At 62.6% G+C, this 14,781-nt stretch carries 22 protein-coding genes and 1 pseudogene; 4 read left to right on the top strand and 19 right to left on the bottom strand.

Features of this window, described 5'->3' with window-relative positions:
• Positions 1-64: 64 nt before the first annotated feature.
• The 4 genes from ASG92_RS04100 to ASG92_RS04085 form a co-directional block, all read right to left on the bottom strand.
• Entirely contained in the window at positions 65-277 is a 213-nt protein-coding gene (locus ASG92_RS04100; RefSeq protein ID WP_056624836.1) for a hypothetical protein, read from the bottom strand.
• A gap of 155 nt (positions 278-432) precedes the next feature.
• Positions 433-723: an antibiotic biosynthesis monooxygenase gene (locus ASG92_RS04095; protein WP_056624835.1), complete on the bottom strand. Its 291-nt coding sequence runs from the start codon at positions 721-723 to the stop codon at positions 433-435.
• Positions 724-937: 214 nt separating this feature from the next.
• Positions 938-1,258, bottom strand: coding sequence for a hypothetical protein (locus ASG92_RS04090; protein ID WP_056624834.1), 321 nt, complete (start codon positions 1,256-1,258; stop codon positions 938-940).
• Between the two features lie 102 nt (positions 1,259-1,360).
• On the bottom strand, positions 1,361-2,809 hold the full coding sequence (locus tag ASG92_RS04085; protein ID WP_056624833.1) for a sugar porter family MFS transporter: 1,449 nt from the start codon (positions 2,807-2,809) through the stop codon (positions 1,361-1,363).
• Between the two features lie 174 nt (positions 2,810-2,983).
• Between ASG92_RS04085 and ASG92_RS04080 the strand changes: the two genes are divergently transcribed.
• Positions 2,984-3,469, top strand: a complete 486-nt coding sequence (locus ASG92_RS04080; RefSeq protein WP_056624830.1) for a GNAT family N-acetyltransferase — start codon at positions 2,984-2,986, stop codon at positions 3,467-3,469.
• Positions 3,470-3,640: 171 nt separating this feature from the next.
• On the opposite strand, the gene ASG92_RS04075 is transcribed toward ASG92_RS04080, so the two are convergent.
• The 9 genes and pseudogenes from ASG92_RS04075 to ASG92_RS04035 all read right to left on the bottom strand — a co-directional run bounded on the left by ASG92_RS04075 (position 3,641) and on the right by ASG92_RS04035 (position 9,578).
• Positions 3,641-4,381 (bottom strand): hypothetical protein, encoded by a 741-nt coding sequence (locus ASG92_RS04075; protein WP_157372091.1) that lies wholly within the window; start codon positions 4,379-4,381, stop codon positions 3,641-3,643.
• Positions 4,382-4,757: 376 nt separating this feature from the next.
• Positions 4,758-5,234 (bottom strand): hypothetical protein, encoded by a 477-nt coding sequence (locus ASG92_RS04070; RefSeq protein WP_056624825.1) that lies wholly within the window; start codon positions 5,232-5,234, stop codon positions 4,758-4,760.
• Positions 5,235-5,305: 71 nt separating this feature from the next.
• Positions 5,306-6,067: an ABC transporter permease gene (locus tag ASG92_RS04065; protein WP_056624822.1), complete on the bottom strand. Its 762-nt coding sequence runs from the start codon at positions 6,065-6,067 to the stop codon at positions 5,306-5,308.
• A pseudogene (locus ASG92_RS04060) lies at positions 6,064-6,856 on the bottom strand (ATP-binding cassette domain-containing protein). Before ASG92_RS04060 ends, ASG92_RS04065 begins: the two are co-directional and overlap by 4 nt.
• A complete protein-coding gene (locus ASG92_RS04055; RefSeq protein WP_056624820.1) occupies positions 6,853-7,218 on the bottom strand; it encodes a DUF1048 domain-containing protein in 366 nt (121 codons plus the stop codon). Before ASG92_RS04055 ends, ASG92_RS04060 begins: the two are co-directional and overlap by 4 nt.
• Position 7,219: 1 nt before the next feature.
• Positions 7,220-7,549, bottom strand: coding sequence for a PadR family transcriptional regulator (locus ASG92_RS04050; protein ID WP_056624817.1), 330 nt, complete (start codon positions 7,547-7,549; stop codon positions 7,220-7,222).
• 98 nt (positions 7,550-7,647) lie between these two features.
• Complete coding sequence (locus ASG92_RS04045; RefSeq protein WP_157372090.1) at positions 7,648-8,091, bottom strand: hypothetical protein; 444 nt, start codon at positions 8,089-8,091, stop codon at positions 7,648-7,650.
• Positions 8,092-8,280: 189 nt separating this feature from the next.
• A complete protein-coding gene (locus ASG92_RS04040) occupies positions 8,281-8,790 on the bottom strand; it encodes a hypothetical protein (protein ID WP_056624811.1) in 510 nt (169 codons plus the stop codon).
• 176 nt (positions 8,791-8,966) lie between these two features.
• Positions 8,967-9,578, bottom strand: coding sequence for an RNA polymerase sigma factor (locus ASG92_RS04035; protein WP_056624809.1), 612 nt, complete (start codon positions 9,576-9,578; stop codon positions 8,967-8,969).
• 96 nt (positions 9,579-9,674) lie between these two features.
• On the opposite strand from ASG92_RS04035, the gene ASG92_RS04030 reads away from it, so the two are divergent.
• On the top strand, positions 9,675-10,055 hold the full coding sequence (locus ASG92_RS04030; RefSeq protein ID WP_056624807.1) for a VOC family protein: 381 nt from the start codon (positions 9,675-9,677) through the stop codon (positions 10,053-10,055).
• A 98-nt stretch (positions 10,056-10,153) separates the two neighbouring features.
• Here the strand turns inward: ASG92_RS04030 and ASG92_RS04025 are convergent, their stop codons facing one another.
• From ASG92_RS04025 to ASG92_RS04010, 4 genes are all read right to left on the bottom strand, one after another.
• Positions 10,154-10,384, bottom strand: a complete 231-nt coding sequence (locus ASG92_RS04025) for a helix-turn-helix transcriptional regulator (protein ID WP_056624802.1) — start codon at positions 10,382-10,384, stop codon at positions 10,154-10,156.
• Positions 10,385-10,481: 97 nt separating this feature from the next.
• On the bottom strand, positions 10,482-10,865 hold the full coding sequence (locus tag ASG92_RS04020) for a hypothetical protein (protein ID WP_157372089.1): 384 nt from the start codon (positions 10,863-10,865) through the stop codon (positions 10,482-10,484).
• Positions 10,866-11,049: 184 nt separating this feature from the next.
• Positions 11,050-11,589, bottom strand: coding sequence for a hypothetical protein (locus ASG92_RS04015; protein WP_056624797.1), 540 nt, complete (start codon positions 11,587-11,589; stop codon positions 11,050-11,052).
• A gap of 79 nt (positions 11,590-11,668) precedes the next feature.
• Positions 11,669-11,959: a VOC family protein gene (locus ASG92_RS04010; RefSeq protein ID WP_056624796.1), complete on the bottom strand. Its 291-nt coding sequence runs from the start codon at positions 11,957-11,959 to the stop codon at positions 11,669-11,671.
• A 59-nt stretch (positions 11,960-12,018) separates the two neighbouring features.
• On the opposite strand from ASG92_RS04010, the gene ASG92_RS04005 reads away from it, so the two are divergent.
• Positions 12,019-12,417 carry a nuclear transport factor 2 family protein gene (locus tag ASG92_RS04005; RefSeq protein WP_056624795.1) on the top strand — a complete coding sequence of 133 codons (399 nt, stop codon included), beginning with the start codon at positions 12,019-12,021 and terminating at the stop codon, positions 12,415-12,417.
• Between the two features lie 79 nt (positions 12,418-12,496).
• On the opposite strand, the gene ASG92_RS04000 is transcribed toward ASG92_RS04005, so the two are convergent.
• Positions 12,497-12,889, bottom strand: coding sequence for a VOC family protein (locus ASG92_RS04000; protein WP_056624794.1), 393 nt, complete (start codon positions 12,887-12,889; stop codon positions 12,497-12,499).
• A 2-nt stretch (positions 12,890-12,891) separates the two neighbouring features.
• A complete protein-coding gene (locus tag ASG92_RS03995) occupies positions 12,892-13,701 on the bottom strand; it encodes a MarR family transcriptional regulator (protein ID WP_200951876.1) in 810 nt (269 codons plus the stop codon).
• Positions 13,702-13,894: 193 nt separating this feature from the next.
• Between ASG92_RS03995 and ASG92_RS03990 the strand changes: the two genes are divergently transcribed.
• Positions 13,895-14,680 carry an alpha/beta hydrolase gene (locus tag ASG92_RS03990; RefSeq protein WP_240986996.1) on the top strand — a complete coding sequence of 262 codons (786 nt, stop codon included), beginning with the start codon at positions 13,895-13,897 and terminating at the stop codon, positions 14,678-14,680.
• The last annotated feature ends 101 nt before the right edge of the window (positions 14,681-14,781 follow it).

The following is a 14,781-nucleotide window of genomic DNA, read 5'->3' as shown; positions in this document are numbered from 1 at the left end:
GGGTGGCCAGAGGCTGCCGCCCGTGAAATTCCAGTGCATCCATGGCGGGGGAGGGCCCAGCGCTTCAGGCGGGCAGGTCTCCCAAGGTCCGCATGAGTCGGGCCAGCGGCGCGCCTGAGCGGCGGGCGTGTTCGGGGCCGTCGCCCGTCATGATTCCTCCGCCGGCCCGCCACTCTTCACCGGAGACCACGAGTCCGTTCGCCAGGGTTTGGGCCCCGTGACGGGCCGCGCGCAGGGCAGTCCGCTGTCCGCGGCCTGCTGCTGAATCTTCAGGCAACCGTCGACGCCGGGTTCAATGGTTCCAGCGCTCCGGGGCCCAGTTCGTGTTCGCACCAGGTGAGTACGAGCTGGTCCAGCCCTTCGTCGTCCATCACACCACCCTAGGCGTGGTCCTCTGTATCCGTCCCCGGTCGGTAGCCTGGGCCGGACCGCCTACAGGACGTTCTGGTAGTGCTCCACGACGGGGAAAGGATCGTAGAAGTGGTGCAACAGGGCGCGCCACTTCGCGTATTGCTCGGACTGTCGGAATCCAACTGTATGGTCTTCGAGCCGCTCCCACTCAACGAGTAGCAAATAAGTGTTCGGCGACTCGATCGAACGCGACAACGACAAATTCCGGAAGCCAGCCATCGAAGAGATGATGGGCCGCGCCTTGCTAAACGCCAGCTCGAAGTCATGTTCCTGACCGGGGATGACGGACAATAGCGCGTGTTCGGTAATCACTGGACGAGTCTCCCACACGGGAACGCCAGGAACCCCGGGCGCGCCTGCCGCTCAGGCATGATGAGGCGCAGTGCGCGGCAGAGAACGCTGCGCCGAAACCGACGCCCCCAATGACCTGGCCAATGATCATGAGCTCCAGGCTTCCTGCCAACACACCGGTGACAATGCCGACGGTGTCGAGGATGGGGCGGTATCCACGGATCCGCTCGCTTTGCTAGACGGGGACGAGCGCTACCGGGTCCCCTTCGGTCACGGCAATCCGGCCCATGCCTTGATCCAGGATTATCCACACGGTGTTGCCGTCACAGGTGCGTGTGTCGACTGTCCCTGTCTTGCTGTATTTCTCTTTGTGGACCACTTCGACCCGGTCACCGCTGTTCAGCCTCTGCCATAGACGTGCCTCTCCTGTTTTCACCAGAGGTTTCTCATACTCGGGAACCGGTTTGTGGTTGCGGCGCTCGACCCGGGAGGATCGGGGATCGGCGCTAGCCCAGTTCCGAGGGCGGGCCTCGAGGCGCCGGGATTGAAACGTCATTGCTTGCTCCTTTGCGGTCCGTTGACCTTCCGGCACCCCTGCTGCTGACCGCCACGCGGTGCCACTGGCGGACTCCGTGTGACGGTCAGCTGGGCGTCTGGCCTATTTCTTGTGGACGATGTAGATTGCGCCGGTCGAGACGTCCTCTTCGAGCGCTTCGAGGGTCCGTCCGCGGGTTTCGGGGACCTGGGTATAGATGAAGATCAGCGCCAGGATGCCGACGATGCCGAAAAGGAAGAAGGTCCCGGTGATGCCGACCGCCGCTACCAGGGACGGGAAGAACAAGCCGAGGAAGGCATTGGCGATCCACAGGCAGAAGATGGAGATGCCGATCGCGAAGCCGCGGATGTGCAGCGGGAAGATCTCCGAGAGCATCACCCACACGGCGATATTGAGGAACGTCTGCATCGAGCCCACGAAGGCAACCACCAGCACGAGGATAACGAACGGCCGTGCCGGGTCGCCGACCGGCAGCGCGATGGAGGCGATGCCGATGAGGAAGTGGCAGATCGTGGTCAGGACGAAGCCGGTAATGAGGGTGGTGCGGCGGTTGATGCGCTGCATCAGGGAGAGCCCGATGACGCCGCCGACGACGGCGATGACGCCGGGGGCGATGTTAGCGATGAGCGCGGCGCCCGAATCGAAGCCTGCCTCGATGAGCACGGACTGGCCGTAGTACATGATCGAGTTGATGCCGGTGAGCTGCTGCGCGACGCCCAGGCCGATCCCGACGAGCAGGATGCGCAGGATCCACTTGTTCTTCAGCGCGCCCCAGCCGGACAGGTTCATCTGCTCTTCCTCTTCGGCGAGGTGCTTGACGTCTGCCATTTCCGCGGCGGCGCGCTCGGGCGAACGGACTGTGGAGAGAACATCCAGCGCTTCCTGGTTGCGGCCCTTGGAGATGAGCCAGCGCGGGGACTCTGGCATCCGGAGCATGCCAAGGAACAGGGCTATGGCGGGCAGTGCGGCGACGGCGAGCATGATGCGCCAGACGCCGCCGAGTTCGCTCCACACGCTGCCGATGATGGCGTTGACGACGAACGCCGCGAGCTGGCCGATGACGATCATGAGCTCGTTGCGGCCCGCGAGCGAGCCGCGGATCTCGTAGGGGGCGAGCTCGGCGAGATACACCGGGACCACCGAGGAGGCGCCGCCGACGGCGAGGCCGAGGATGACGCGGCCGACGACCATGACCTCGAAGTTCGGCGCGAACACACAGGTCAGGGCGCCGGCGAGGAACAGGACGGCCAGGAGGATGATCGTCTTTCGACGCCCCCAGGTGTCGGAAAGGCGGCCGCCTCCCACTGCGCCCGCTGCGGCGCCGAAGAGCAGGGAGCTTGTAACGACTCCCTCCGTGAGTGCGGTCAGGCCGAGTTCGGCGGTCATCGGCCTGAGCGCGCCGTTGATAACGCCTGTGTCATAACCGAATAGCAGGCCACCGAACGTGGCAATCAGGGCAACAAGGCCAAGACGCTTGCGGTGCGGCCCGTCAGTCAAAGGCGGGAGCGGGGCCGGTCTAGACGTTCCGCTTTGCACATGGGCAGTAGCCATCAGGGACTCCTTTGTCAGGGTTTCGCGGAAGATGTGATCCGCATCTCAGAAATACTAGCGCGTGAATGGTTTAAATGTAAGGTCAAACTGACAAGCTGACAATATGACCTGCCTGATCAACTGTGGGATCCGCTCGATTTCGTTGTTTCGCGTACTTTCAGCTTCAATAACGACATGCCTCTCGTCTGGTCTTTGCGCCAAAGCCTTCCGTCTGACGCTCCATGGATTGCAGAGCTCCGTGCCCAGGTCATGCGGCCCGATCTCGAGCGGCTCGGACGCTGGGATCCGGTGCGCGTGAGACAGCGCTTCCTCGCCGGTTTTCACCCGGCGCATACCTTTGTCATCGACGTTGATGCCTCCGCTGCGGGTTCCATTGCGGTCCGCCCCGAATCCGATGAGCAATGGATTGAACACTTCTACCTGGCCCCTGAGTATCAAGGTCAGGGGCTGGGGAGTGCCGTACTGCGCCACGTCATGATGACGCAGCGAGATCACCGGCCTTTCCGGCTAAACGTCCTCCAAGGCAGCCCGGCGAGACGTCTTTATGAGCGCAACGGATTCGTTCAGGAGCACGAGGACCCGATCGACGTGTTCCTCATCGCCGAAACCGACCGGAAGGTTCTACCCGGGAGCACATCACGGGCCAGTCAGCAGCAATGAGTTCGACGCCGGTGAGCGTCGGGGGTTACGACGGCTGGTGGAATGCGACCCCCGCCTCGGGCGACATGACCGGCCTGCCGGCCGAAACGGTGACGGTCGACACGAACACCGGCGAAATCATTGACGCGTTCAACTGGGCGAAGGATGACCCCCGGGCAGACGAGGTCCGTATCAGACATCGACTTCGACGTTGTTCCCGATCCGGCCCGGCCGCGCAACACAATCGTGGTCATCGATACCGCAACCGGAGACGTGATCGAGCAGTTCCCGGCCCGGGAGACACCAAAAGTAATGGCAGTGAAGCGAGGCTGATTTCATGTGTATTTCCCCAGCACTCGTGTAGGACAATGGCGGATTACTCGTTGATGAGACCGCCGATGTCGATAAGGCTGAGCGCCTGAGCCAGGCCCTCTTGCTTGCCTGTTTGGACATCAATGCCCCAGTCCCGCTTAATTTCTGCTTTGGTGGTTTCCAATCAGGAATAGTGGCAAGCATTCGCGCGGCGTCGCCAAGCACGTGCTCGTATTCCGACCGGGCAAAAGTGAGCGCGTCGAGCTCATCGATAGGGTCGGTCAGCCCAAACCCATCTTTCCAGGCCCAATCAGTCCATGTGATTTTCTCCGAGTCGCTGATGATCCGGGCGCCGATGGCGAAACAGTCGAGATCCCCGCACCGGCAGATGTACATCGCGCTCCGGCCATCCTCATATTCGGGCTCCTGCCGCCCGAGCATGCGATCAATCTGTTCTTCCAGGTTGAACAGTTCCCATTCGGTCTGAAGCCTGGTGGGCAGTCTTTCCGAGCCTGTTCCGAGCACGATCTCCACAAGAGGTACGCCGTCCACGACGAAATCCAGAAACGGGATGGGTGCTCTCCAGCTGCGGTTCGTGGAGACATGGACCTCCATGGTCATCAGCGAGGGCTGCAATGTGAGCTTGTGCTGGTGCCGCGGAGTTCATGCACTAAGTATCCTCGCTGGCTGCCACCCGTTTTACTGGCTGAGTCCTAAACAGTCGGCCCGCTGTCCTCTTCCTCCGTGCGGGAGGGTTCCGCGCCCAATCTTGTGTCGGAAGGGCTCTTCTTCGAGATCAGCTCCTGACGATACCGTTCGACCTTTGTGGCGTGCCCACCACCCCAGCCAGCCCCGAAATACCTACTGACGTGTCAAATGGTGAGCCATGCTCGGCCTGGGGTTTGTTCACCGCCGCCGGGGCCACGAATTTGCGACGTTGGTAGACCGCCAACGGATCACTTCACGGCAGAGGGCGCAGTGACGAACGGCAAGACGTTCAGGGAGCCCGGGTAGCCCCTGTTTTGGGAGGCGTGTCTTTCCAGAGAACAATGGCTGCGATTGCGCCCGCAGATGCGATGAGGACCAATGGACTTTGGAAAACTGCGGCCACAATGGCTAAGCCTGCATCTGCTATGGGTTTCGACGACGAAAATATCGACGCCATGTCGATCGCCAACGCGGCCGCATAACCGGCGTAGAAGCAGAGCCGGATGGCAGGGGTTTTGTAGTTCCCTGTAAAGGCCCTCACTGCGAGCTCGTAGACCACGTACTTGAGTCCGATCATGGTGGCAGCGAAAGTCAAAACGAATACAAAATCCACATTCTCAGGGAATTGGCTGAGCGGGACATTCGCCGGACCCTGATAGATGCCCGATGAATGAAACCACAAGCCCGCCAGATGGGTTGCGGCAGCCAGGATAACGACGGCCCAGTACCGTAGCGCCAATCCACCCATGGTCCTTCGGATAGCCATGGCGTCAGTATGCCAGTGTGCCCCTCCGTCTCAGCGGGAGACTGGTGGAAGGGAGCTTGTCCGATACGCCATTAGGCGATCTTGCGCCTGTATGCGGCCATGGCGAAGACGTACGCAAGGACGAGGATGCCCACGCACCAGGCAAGGGCGATCCAGATGTCGCCGCCGATCGGTCGCTGTGCAAACAGATCCTGGATGGTGTTGACGATCGACGTGACGGGCTGGTTTTCCGCGAAGAACCGCACGGGACCCGGCATGGTCTCCGTGGGGACGAAGGCCGAGCTGATGAAGGGCAGGAAGATCAGCGGGTAGGAGAATCCGCTGGCACCGTCCACGGACTTCGCTGAAAGGCCGGCGATGACTGCGATCCAGGTGAGTGCCACAGTGAAGAGCGCCAGGATTCCGGCAACAGCGAGCCAGTCCAGTGCGCTTGCCGAGGTGCGGAATCCCATGAGGAGGGCAACCAGCACAATGATCACCAGCGAGAGCCCGTTGGCGACCAGCGAGGTCAGAACGTGAGCCCACAGCACAGACGATCGTGCGATCGGCATGGACTGGAACCGCTCGAATATGCCGCTCTGCATGTCGGTGAACAATCGGACGGCCGTGTATGCGATGCCCGACGCGATCGCGATCAGCATGATTCCCGGCAGCAGGTAGTTGACGTAGTTATCGGTATCGGTCCTGATGGCGCCGCCGAACACGTAGACGAACAGCAGCATGAGGGCGACCGGCGTGATGGCTGTGGTGATGATCGTGTCCACGCTGCGGAAGATGTGACGCATGGAGCGGCCCAGCAAAATGGCCGTGTCTCCCAAGAAGTGTGTGCTCATGACCTGTCCTTACTTGCCTCGACCTTGGCGTCGTTCCCCACTAGTGCGAGGAAGATTTCCTCCAGGGTCGGCTGCTTTTCGACGTACTCGACCATCGCTGGTGGAAGTAGTTGCTTCAGCTCGGCGAGCGTACCGTTCGCGATGATGCGCCCCGCGTGAAGAATGGCGATCCGATCCGCGAGTTGCTCAGCCTCGTCCAGATACTGCGTTGTGAGCAGGACAGTGGTGCCCTGCTTGGCGAGCTCCTTGACGACCTGCCACACGTCGATGCGGGCTTCGGGGTCCAGCCCCGTGGTCGGCTCATCGAGGAAGATCACCTTCGGCTGCCCGATCAGGCTCATGGCGATGTCCAGGCGACGGCGCATGCCTCCTGAATACGTGGACACCTTTCGCGAACCTGCATCGGTGAGGTTGAAGCGGGCCAGAAGATCGTCTGCCACCTGGCCGGGATCCTTCAGATGCCGCAACTTGGCAACCAGCACCAGGTTCTCCCTGCCGGAGAGGATCTCGTCCACCGCTGCGAACTGCCCGGTCAGACTGATGGACTCCCGGACCCGGAGCGGTTCAGTCGCGACGTCGAATCCGTTGACAGTGGCTGTGCCGGCGTCTGCTTTTAGCAGGGTGGACAGGATCTTCACTATCGTGGTCTTTCCTGCTCCGTTTGAGCCGAGGAGGGCAAAGATGCTCCCCGGGTGCCACCTCGAAGTCCACGCCGCGCAGGACGTGCAAGTCCTTGTAGGACTTCTCCATGCCCTGCACGCGGATGGCGGGTCCGCCGGTCCTGGTCATGACTCCAGCCCCTTCGCTTTGTTGACCGCCTCGTTGAGACGGCCCCGTTCCTTGTCGATCCACCGCTTTCCGCCGTATGCCTGAGCGAAGCTCTCGGCGAATTCGATGGGATCTTCGCCGACGATCTCGCTCACAGGCGTGCCGTCGATAGCGGCGCGTTCCCACAGGTCCGCGAGGTCCGAGAACATCTGCACCATCGTCTCCCCCTCGGTGACCCCGCCGTAGTACATGAAGTACCGGTTGAAGGCGTTCGCCACGGTGAGGTAGGGCTCAGGCAGGGCATCCAGCCGTGCCTTGGCCTGCTTGTACTGCTTCTTCTGCTCGAGCGAGCCGGTCACCAGCTCGATCCACTTCGCTGCCATATCACTTTCCTCCCTTGCGGAGCTGTTCAAGCCGTTCGGACAGAAAGCTCCATGTGTTCCAGAATTCGTCCAGTTCCTTTTCGCCCTGAGCGTTGAGCGTGTACACCTTGCGGGGCGGTCCCTTCTCGGACGGACGCTTCTCGACGTCGACAAGGCCCTTCTGCTCGATCCTGACGAGTAGCGCGTACACCGTGCCCTCAGCGATATCGGAGAAGCCCCTCGCCCGGAGCAGCGTCGTGATTTCGTACCCGTACGCCGGTTTCCCGGTCAGGAGAGCAAGAACGATGCCCTCCAGCGTCCCTTTGAGCATCTCCGTCATCTGCTTGCCCATGGGTCACCTCTTCCAACTACTCAGTGATACTAACTACTAGTACATAGTAGCGCTAAGTAGTAGAAGCGCAAGCCTCATACTGTGGTCACCTTCAGCGGCTATTTCACGGGCCGCAGCTCGAGCGAAACGAGCATCCGTTTGAGGTCCTGGTACTCCTGCGAGTGTGTGTAGGCCTTCGCTTGTGCGACGCTCTCGAATATCAGCGGCGCGTTCTGTCCATCCGCCTGGAGGTACGCGACGTCCCCAAAGAAGACGGGTGGCACGCCTTCGGGTGCGATAATCCCGTTCGGGAAAGCGCAAGTCGACGTGCCAATATCAGGGCGAGCTTCAGAGGGCGCTACCGTGCCGTACACCTGCTCACCTTCGATGATGACGAAGGAGAACCGAGAGGGACCGGCACCCGGCAGGTTCGCAGCTTTTTGAGGTATGTCCAGGACCACCGATTCGAGGACTGAAAAAGGTTTGGGCGCCTCGCATGGGCCCACGGGGCTGTCGTGCACGAAGACCAGACCGGCAATCGTGTGATTGTTTGCGTTCCGCACGGCCAAAGAGTTGAACGGTCGACCGCTGATCATTCGGGGCGACTCCACGACAGCCCAGCCGGGCGCGATCTCAAAGGTGGCACGGCCGGTGGCGTCCGTGAAGGATGACCACCCGGCTGCAGCCGGCGGGACCGGCGCAACCGGGGCCGACGACGGCGGGCCGGCGGCTGCTGGCTCACGCTCACTGAATCAGTAGTTGTTGCGCACCAGGAAGTTCGGGGCTTGCTGCGTCCAGCCGCCCTCATTCCTGACGGACTTGAGGCTCGTCTCGGCACCTGCGGGGACCACTAGCCAACCTGCTTCGGTTCGCTCCGGGTTCTCAATCTTGAGGCCGTAGGATTCGAAGCTTGCCAGCAGCGTGCACCCTACGGACCGGCCTTCGCCGTTGGCGGCGACGGGAATGATGCAAATCGTCTTGCCGGGGGGAGCGCTGGGGGTGAGCTTCTCTCCAGCGGGGGCACCGTAGTAAGTGATCGTTGCGCTGTGTCCCAGGAGCCGAGTCTGCGAGGGATCAATACCTAGGCCGCCCAGGGCAGGCAGCGCTCCGGCGGGCAGCTTATCCGCCTCCTGCTGCGGGCGGGTCAGCGACTCGATGATCCTCGAGGCGTCTTCGGATCTGTCCTCCGGGGTCCGCGCCACGGCCAGCGCGCCAAGAATTACGGCGCCTGCAAGCGTGCCGGTGCCCAACCACAGGCCCATCCGTCTCCGCCTACCTACCGGTGTTTCTTCCGGGAGCATGTGGTTACCAATGAGGGGCACGTTTGCTGGGGATATTGCACCACGCATGTTTGGCACACCCTGTTGGAGTGATGCGGGCATCTGTACGAGCTGCTGGCGTAGCGCATCGCTTCTGTCAGCCTGGAATTGGTAGGGGCTCACAATATCCTCCCTTCGTGAAGTGTCTGATCGGTTAGGGGGTGGACCGGGTCTAGTTCCCTGTAAAGCGCGCCGAGCCTTGTCTTGGCGCGGTGCAGTCTTGATTTCACGGTTCCTTCGGCAATTGCGAGGGCAGAGGCAGCTTGCCTGAGGGTCAGCCCCTCAACGACACACAGAGTGAGCACATCGCGGTCCTGCGGCTTGAGCCGCCAGAAGGCAGCCCGTAACGCAGTTGCCGCCGCGTCGCGCTCGGCCGAGTCGGCAAATTCGTCGGCCACATCGGCGCCCGCGGCTGGCGGCGGAAGCTGATCAAGGAAGGCCTTGTACCGCCTTCGCTGGCGGTTATGGTTGCGGATCGTGTTGTTAGCCGTGACCAACAGCCAGGCAGCTATGGAGCCGTTGACCATGCGCACGTACTCTCGGCGACGCCAGGCCTCATAGAAGACGACGGCGGTGATGTCTTCGGCCTGATGAGCCGATCCAACGATCCTTAGTGCGTGGCGCAGCACTCGATCACGGTGCCGATCAAAAAGCTTTCCGAATGCGTCACCATCGCCGCTGACCACGCGCAGCCACAATGCTTCATCCGTACTGTCTGATCCCCCACTCATACTCCATAGTGTCCGGAGCATCGAATTGGTTCCACATTTTCGGGAATTTCTTCCGGGCCAGAGGTCTGAGCTCACCTCCTGGGCTATCGTGGTGCCATGCCCAGCCAATTAGCTGTCATTGCCATCGACGCGGTCCGGCCACGGGTGGTGGCCGACTTCTGGTGCGCCGTCCTCGGCTGGCATGTTGTCGAAGAGGACAGTGACGTCATCAGCATCGCGCCGCAGGATGAGACCTGGCCTTCCATCGATGTGGTCGCGGTGCCAGAGGGCAAGACCGTCAAGAACCGGCTGCATTTCGACCTGCGGGCTGACGGTGTGTCCACTGCCGAGGAGCTCGAGCGCCTGCTCGCCCTAGGCGCGCGGCGCAAAAACGTGGGCCAGGGCCCGGACGTCAGTTGGGTGGTGCTGGGTGATCCCGAGGGCAACGAGTTCTGCCTGCTGTCACGATCCGTCCAGGACGTCGAAGATCAAGAATGAGTGGTTCAGCACCAAACTGCCATTCCCAGCTACACAGTCACGGTGGGTGGGTCGAGACCGTCTGAAGCGGCGCCTGCAGTGCGCTGATCCGCTCCACCCTACGAGGTGGTGACGACAAGCAAGTCACCGACTGCACAGTCGAGGACATTGCAGATCGCGGACAGCGTGGAAAAGCGGATCGCACGCGCCCGGTCGTTTTTCAGCACAGACAGGTTGACGATACTGACGCCTACTCGCTGGCTGAGCTCGGTCAAGGTCATTCCCCGGGCCTCGAGGAGCTCATCGAGCCTGCAATGGATCCGCTGCTCTTCATCTGGTGCGGGAGGCATTAGACCAGGCCGTCCAGTTCCACCTGCTGGCGCCGGCCAGTCTCGAACATGCTCGCCAAGACGGCGGCACCGAGTCCAACCGCGATCGGCCAGATATCTAGTTCCATGAAGAAGAAGGCCTCTTTCCGAAGCCTGCACAGCGGTACACGGACCAACTGATCACGCCAAGAGTCGCCGAGGACGGCAGCCCGGCAAGACCGCCGAGGAGCCCGGATCCGATCAACCAATAGCGTTCGGTGGGGGTAAGGCCGGCCGGCTGCACATCGGCTGTGGCGTACGCAGCTTTGAGGATTTCGCTGTTGCCCTCACCCAGCGCGGGCGTCTCCAGGTTCTCGAGGGGCACTCGCAGGATAGGGGTGTTCGCGAGCCCCGCGGGTATGGCTACGAGCACCGAGACGGCGATGCCGACGGCTGCAAGTCCAAAGATAACGGCAAACAGGAAAGCGACCTTGCGGTCCAAATGAGCCAACGAAGTAACCACAGTCCATCCCCAATCAGAAAGGTTATCGATTACCGTTAAGATAACGACTATCGATAAACATTTCAAGGAGCCCAAGCAGTTGTCCAGCTCGGATGCGCTGACCCCGGCTGCGATGTCGTGGGGTCGGGGTCGGGGTCCCGATTGGGGGGACTGTCACCGGGGACACTGTTAGGACGACGGGAACCTACCGCAACTGATCCAACTCGCGCATCAATGCATCGGGGTCATCCACGTCAAAGAAGGCGACGCCCTGAGCCTGGCCCAGATTGAGAACGTCCAGTCCCGTGTTTCGGTAGTCGGCCTGGCGCCTGTTGCCGAAAATAACGCTCACGTGACGGCCATCCCGAGAGCGGTCAACTCGCATCGGCGTGCCCTTTACGAACGTGTCGGTAAACGATCGTTCGCTTGAAGACACGATCGCTCGAGAATCCGTGAGCCCGTAGACGGTCATGATTTTGCGACGCTTCTTGTAGATGAAGCGACCAAAAATGAAATAGAGGCCCACCAGGACGAACGGAATCCCCCACAGAGTAAAGAAGATGGGCGCTCCGCTCACGACTACCTGCAACTCCCAGAAAACCGCGAAGCCTCCCCACATGATGCTGAACGGCACCAGGAAAAGGTCAGTTGCCGAAAAGCGAACCCGTGGATCTGGTTTGCCAACCCAGCGAAGCTGCTCTCCCTGCCGAAGGAGCGGATGAAGCCGATTCCACGCGTCATTCATGCCACGGAGTCTTCCATCGGAATCAAACCCCCACAGTTTTCGACACGCAGAAGCGTCCTAGGACATCCGCAGCAAAGACCTAGGCGCTGGTTGAGGCAGGCCGCAGGGGTTGTGCCACCTCGACGATCAGCCCTTCGGGTCCGCGAATGTAAGCGAGCCGGTAGATGTCCTGATAGTCCACGACATCGCCGACTGTGTGGTACCCCGCCGCGCGGGCCTGCGCCACGACTGCGTCGATGTTCGTTACCCGGTATGCGATATGGCGGTAGCCGTAGGCGTTCGCGGGAAGTTCCTCCCGGTCGTGGGCTCGGGTGGGTTCGTGGAACGCGGTGAGCTCGAGCTTGCCGCTTCCATCCGGTGCGGTCACCATGAAAGCCAGACTCCGCAGTCACGCCTGTGCAAACCACCGGGCCGGGGGCATACTGAGGCATGACCGGCCGCGACGATTTCTTGGCATGGGTCAAATCCGCGCTGTACCAAGCGGAACTGGCCCTTCACAACGGCGACTCGGCCCCGCGCCGGGCGCTCTGGTCCCGCAACGAGCCCGTGAGCATCCTGGGTGCGTGGCGCAACGCCTTCGGGCAGCAGGAGGTAGACGAGGCCTTCGCAACCCTCGAGAGATCTTTCTCCCACTGCACGTCGTACACGTTCGAATTGCAGGCGTATGACGTGGTGGATGACATGGCTTACACCGCAGGCCTGGAGCACATCTCAACCTCCGTCTATGACCAGCCGCGCAGTTACACCCTGCGGGCCACCCAGATCTACCGCCGCGAAGGCGGCGAATGGAAGGTAGCCCACCGGCACGCCGACACAGTGACCGAATGACGGATCGTCCCGCTTTGGAACTGGCACACTCCGGAGCCACGCCGTCGGCCGCGGCAGCACGTCCGGGCCCGCGGCGCGCTTATCCGCCGGCGGGCTGGAACAACTCGACCACGTTGCCGGACGGATCTTCCAGCAGGATCTGCTGACCGCCTGGACCGGTGACAATGTTGTTTCGGAACGTGAGGCCGGCCGCACGCAGCCGGTCCACCTCGGCCGCGATGTCGCCCACGATGAGGTGGATGCGGTTCCATCCCCCCGGCGTCGGCAATGTGCCGTCCGGCATTGGCCGGCCTGCCGAGCTGGTTGGCCCGCTCAGCAGGAGCCGCAGCTGGCCGCGTGCGACGTCGGCGAACGCCGGTGCGGCGCTCATCCTAAGGGTGAATCCGAGGTGCTTTGTGTAAAAGTCGATTGCCGCGTCGACGTCGTCCACCATGTATCGGACGCTGACCATGTCCGTTGGCTCGTTGGGCATTTCTAGCTCCTTTCCGAACTCGCTTGGAAGTGCTCGATTGCGTACAGCAGGAACTGGATTCGCGTGTTCAGTTCGTCCGCCGTGCGGACGAACGCCGGGTGACTGGGCTGGCCGGCAGCTGCTTCGGCCGCCGGATCGGGGATGCTCCAATGCACCATCGCCGGAGGCCCCGGGAACTCCGGGCATACTTCCCGTACGCGGTCGCAAAGGCTGATCACATAGTCGAACCGCTGCTCCACGAACTCCCTCAGATGCTTGGAGCGCGCCCCGCTGATGTCGACGCCGCGCTCGCGCATCACGCGCACGGCGTCGGGGTGCAGGTCTTTGGGGTGACTGCCGGCACTGGCGGCTTCGATCCGCGAGCCGCCCAGGCGCGCCAGAATCGCCTCGGCCATCTGGGACCGGGCGCTGTTGCCCGTGCACAGGAACAGCACCCGGACGGGTGATTGCGCCGGCGGCCGGCCAGGACCGCCCGCCGGCGGTGTCAGCGCGGCCGGGACCAGCCGCAGGCCGGGGTGAAGCGCGGCACCGGTCTCGGCAAGCCGCTCGCGATACAACGCCAGGTTGAGGCTGCAGTAGGTGTCACGTCCGTCAGCCGAGCTGCGCCGCATGGTCACCAGCCCGGCAGCGCGCAGTTGGCCCAGATGGTAGGACGTCAGGCTCTGCCTCTGGCCCACCAGCGCCGTTAGCTCGCGGACCTGCCGATCGCTGCGTGCCAGCTCGCCCAGCAACTGCCACCGCACGGGGTGCCCAACCAGGCGCAGGAACCCCGATGACGTTGCCCGTGCCTCCGGGGATGCGGTGTAGCTCACACGAAAATTATAGATCCATCCAGATGGATCAATCAAACTATTTTGATTGATTAGCCCCGTCCGACGGCGGCTGGCCGGCGCGGCAGGGGAGCGGCACCAAACGCAGGCCGACGACGGCGGGACGTCCCGCCGTCGTCCGCTCTCCATGGGTCTGAGTCCTGTTCGCCGGAAGCGCCCGGGGTTAGGATGCCGTGTGACCTTCACCCACGGCTATGCCGACAACCAGGGCCTTCGCATGTACTACGAGGTCCACGGTCGGGCGGTGCCCGGTCAGCCGCCGCTGCTCCTCATCCCGGGCGGCGGCTCCACCATCGGCACCAACTTCGCCGAACTCATCCCGCTGCTGGCCGAACAGCGCCAGGTGATCGCCGTTGAGGAGGAGGGCCACGGCCGCACCCAGCCCACCGGCCGCCCTCTCACCGCCGAGAACTCCGCCGGCGACGTCCTCGCCGTCCTGGACCAGCTCAACGTGCAAACCGTCGATGTGCTGGGATTCAGCGCCGGCGGCCACACCGCCATCGCGCTGGCACTAGGGCGTCCCGCCATTGTCCGGCGCCTCATCGCTGCCTCCACCTTTGCGACCCGCGATGCCGTGCCGGACGAGTTCTGGGACGGCATGGCGAAGGCCACCCTCGATGACATGCCGGACACCTACAAGGACGCTGACCGCCTTCTCAACCCTGAACCCGGCCACCTGGAACGGCTCTTCGAACTGGACAGGCAGCGCATCGTGGACTTCCGCGGATGGTCCGACGACGAGCTGGGCACCATCGCAGCCTCCACGCTGGTGGTGAGCGCCGACCGCGATGTTGTCACCGCCGGGTATGCCGCGCGGATGGCTGGCGTCATCCCGGGCGCCCGCCTGCTGATCGTCCCCGGCGGCCACGGCGATTACCTCGGTGAGCAGGCCGCCAGCGGCGGGGATCTCAAGACGATGCACGCCACCGTCCCGTTTCTGCTGCGGTTCCTCGACGGTTAGGCCGGCCGGTTTCAAGGCTCCCGGCTGCTTGAGCCCTTCGCGACTGTTGGGGGTCTACGTTCTTCTGGCTTTTCGGGCCGCATCGAGAAAATGATCATGCA

This window comes from Arthrobacter sp. Soil736 (genome assembly GCF_001428005.1).
GTDB lineage: Bacteria > Actinomycetota > Actinomycetes > Actinomycetales > Micrococcaceae > Arthrobacter.
This window is presented reverse-complemented; position numbering and strand designations above follow the sequence as displayed.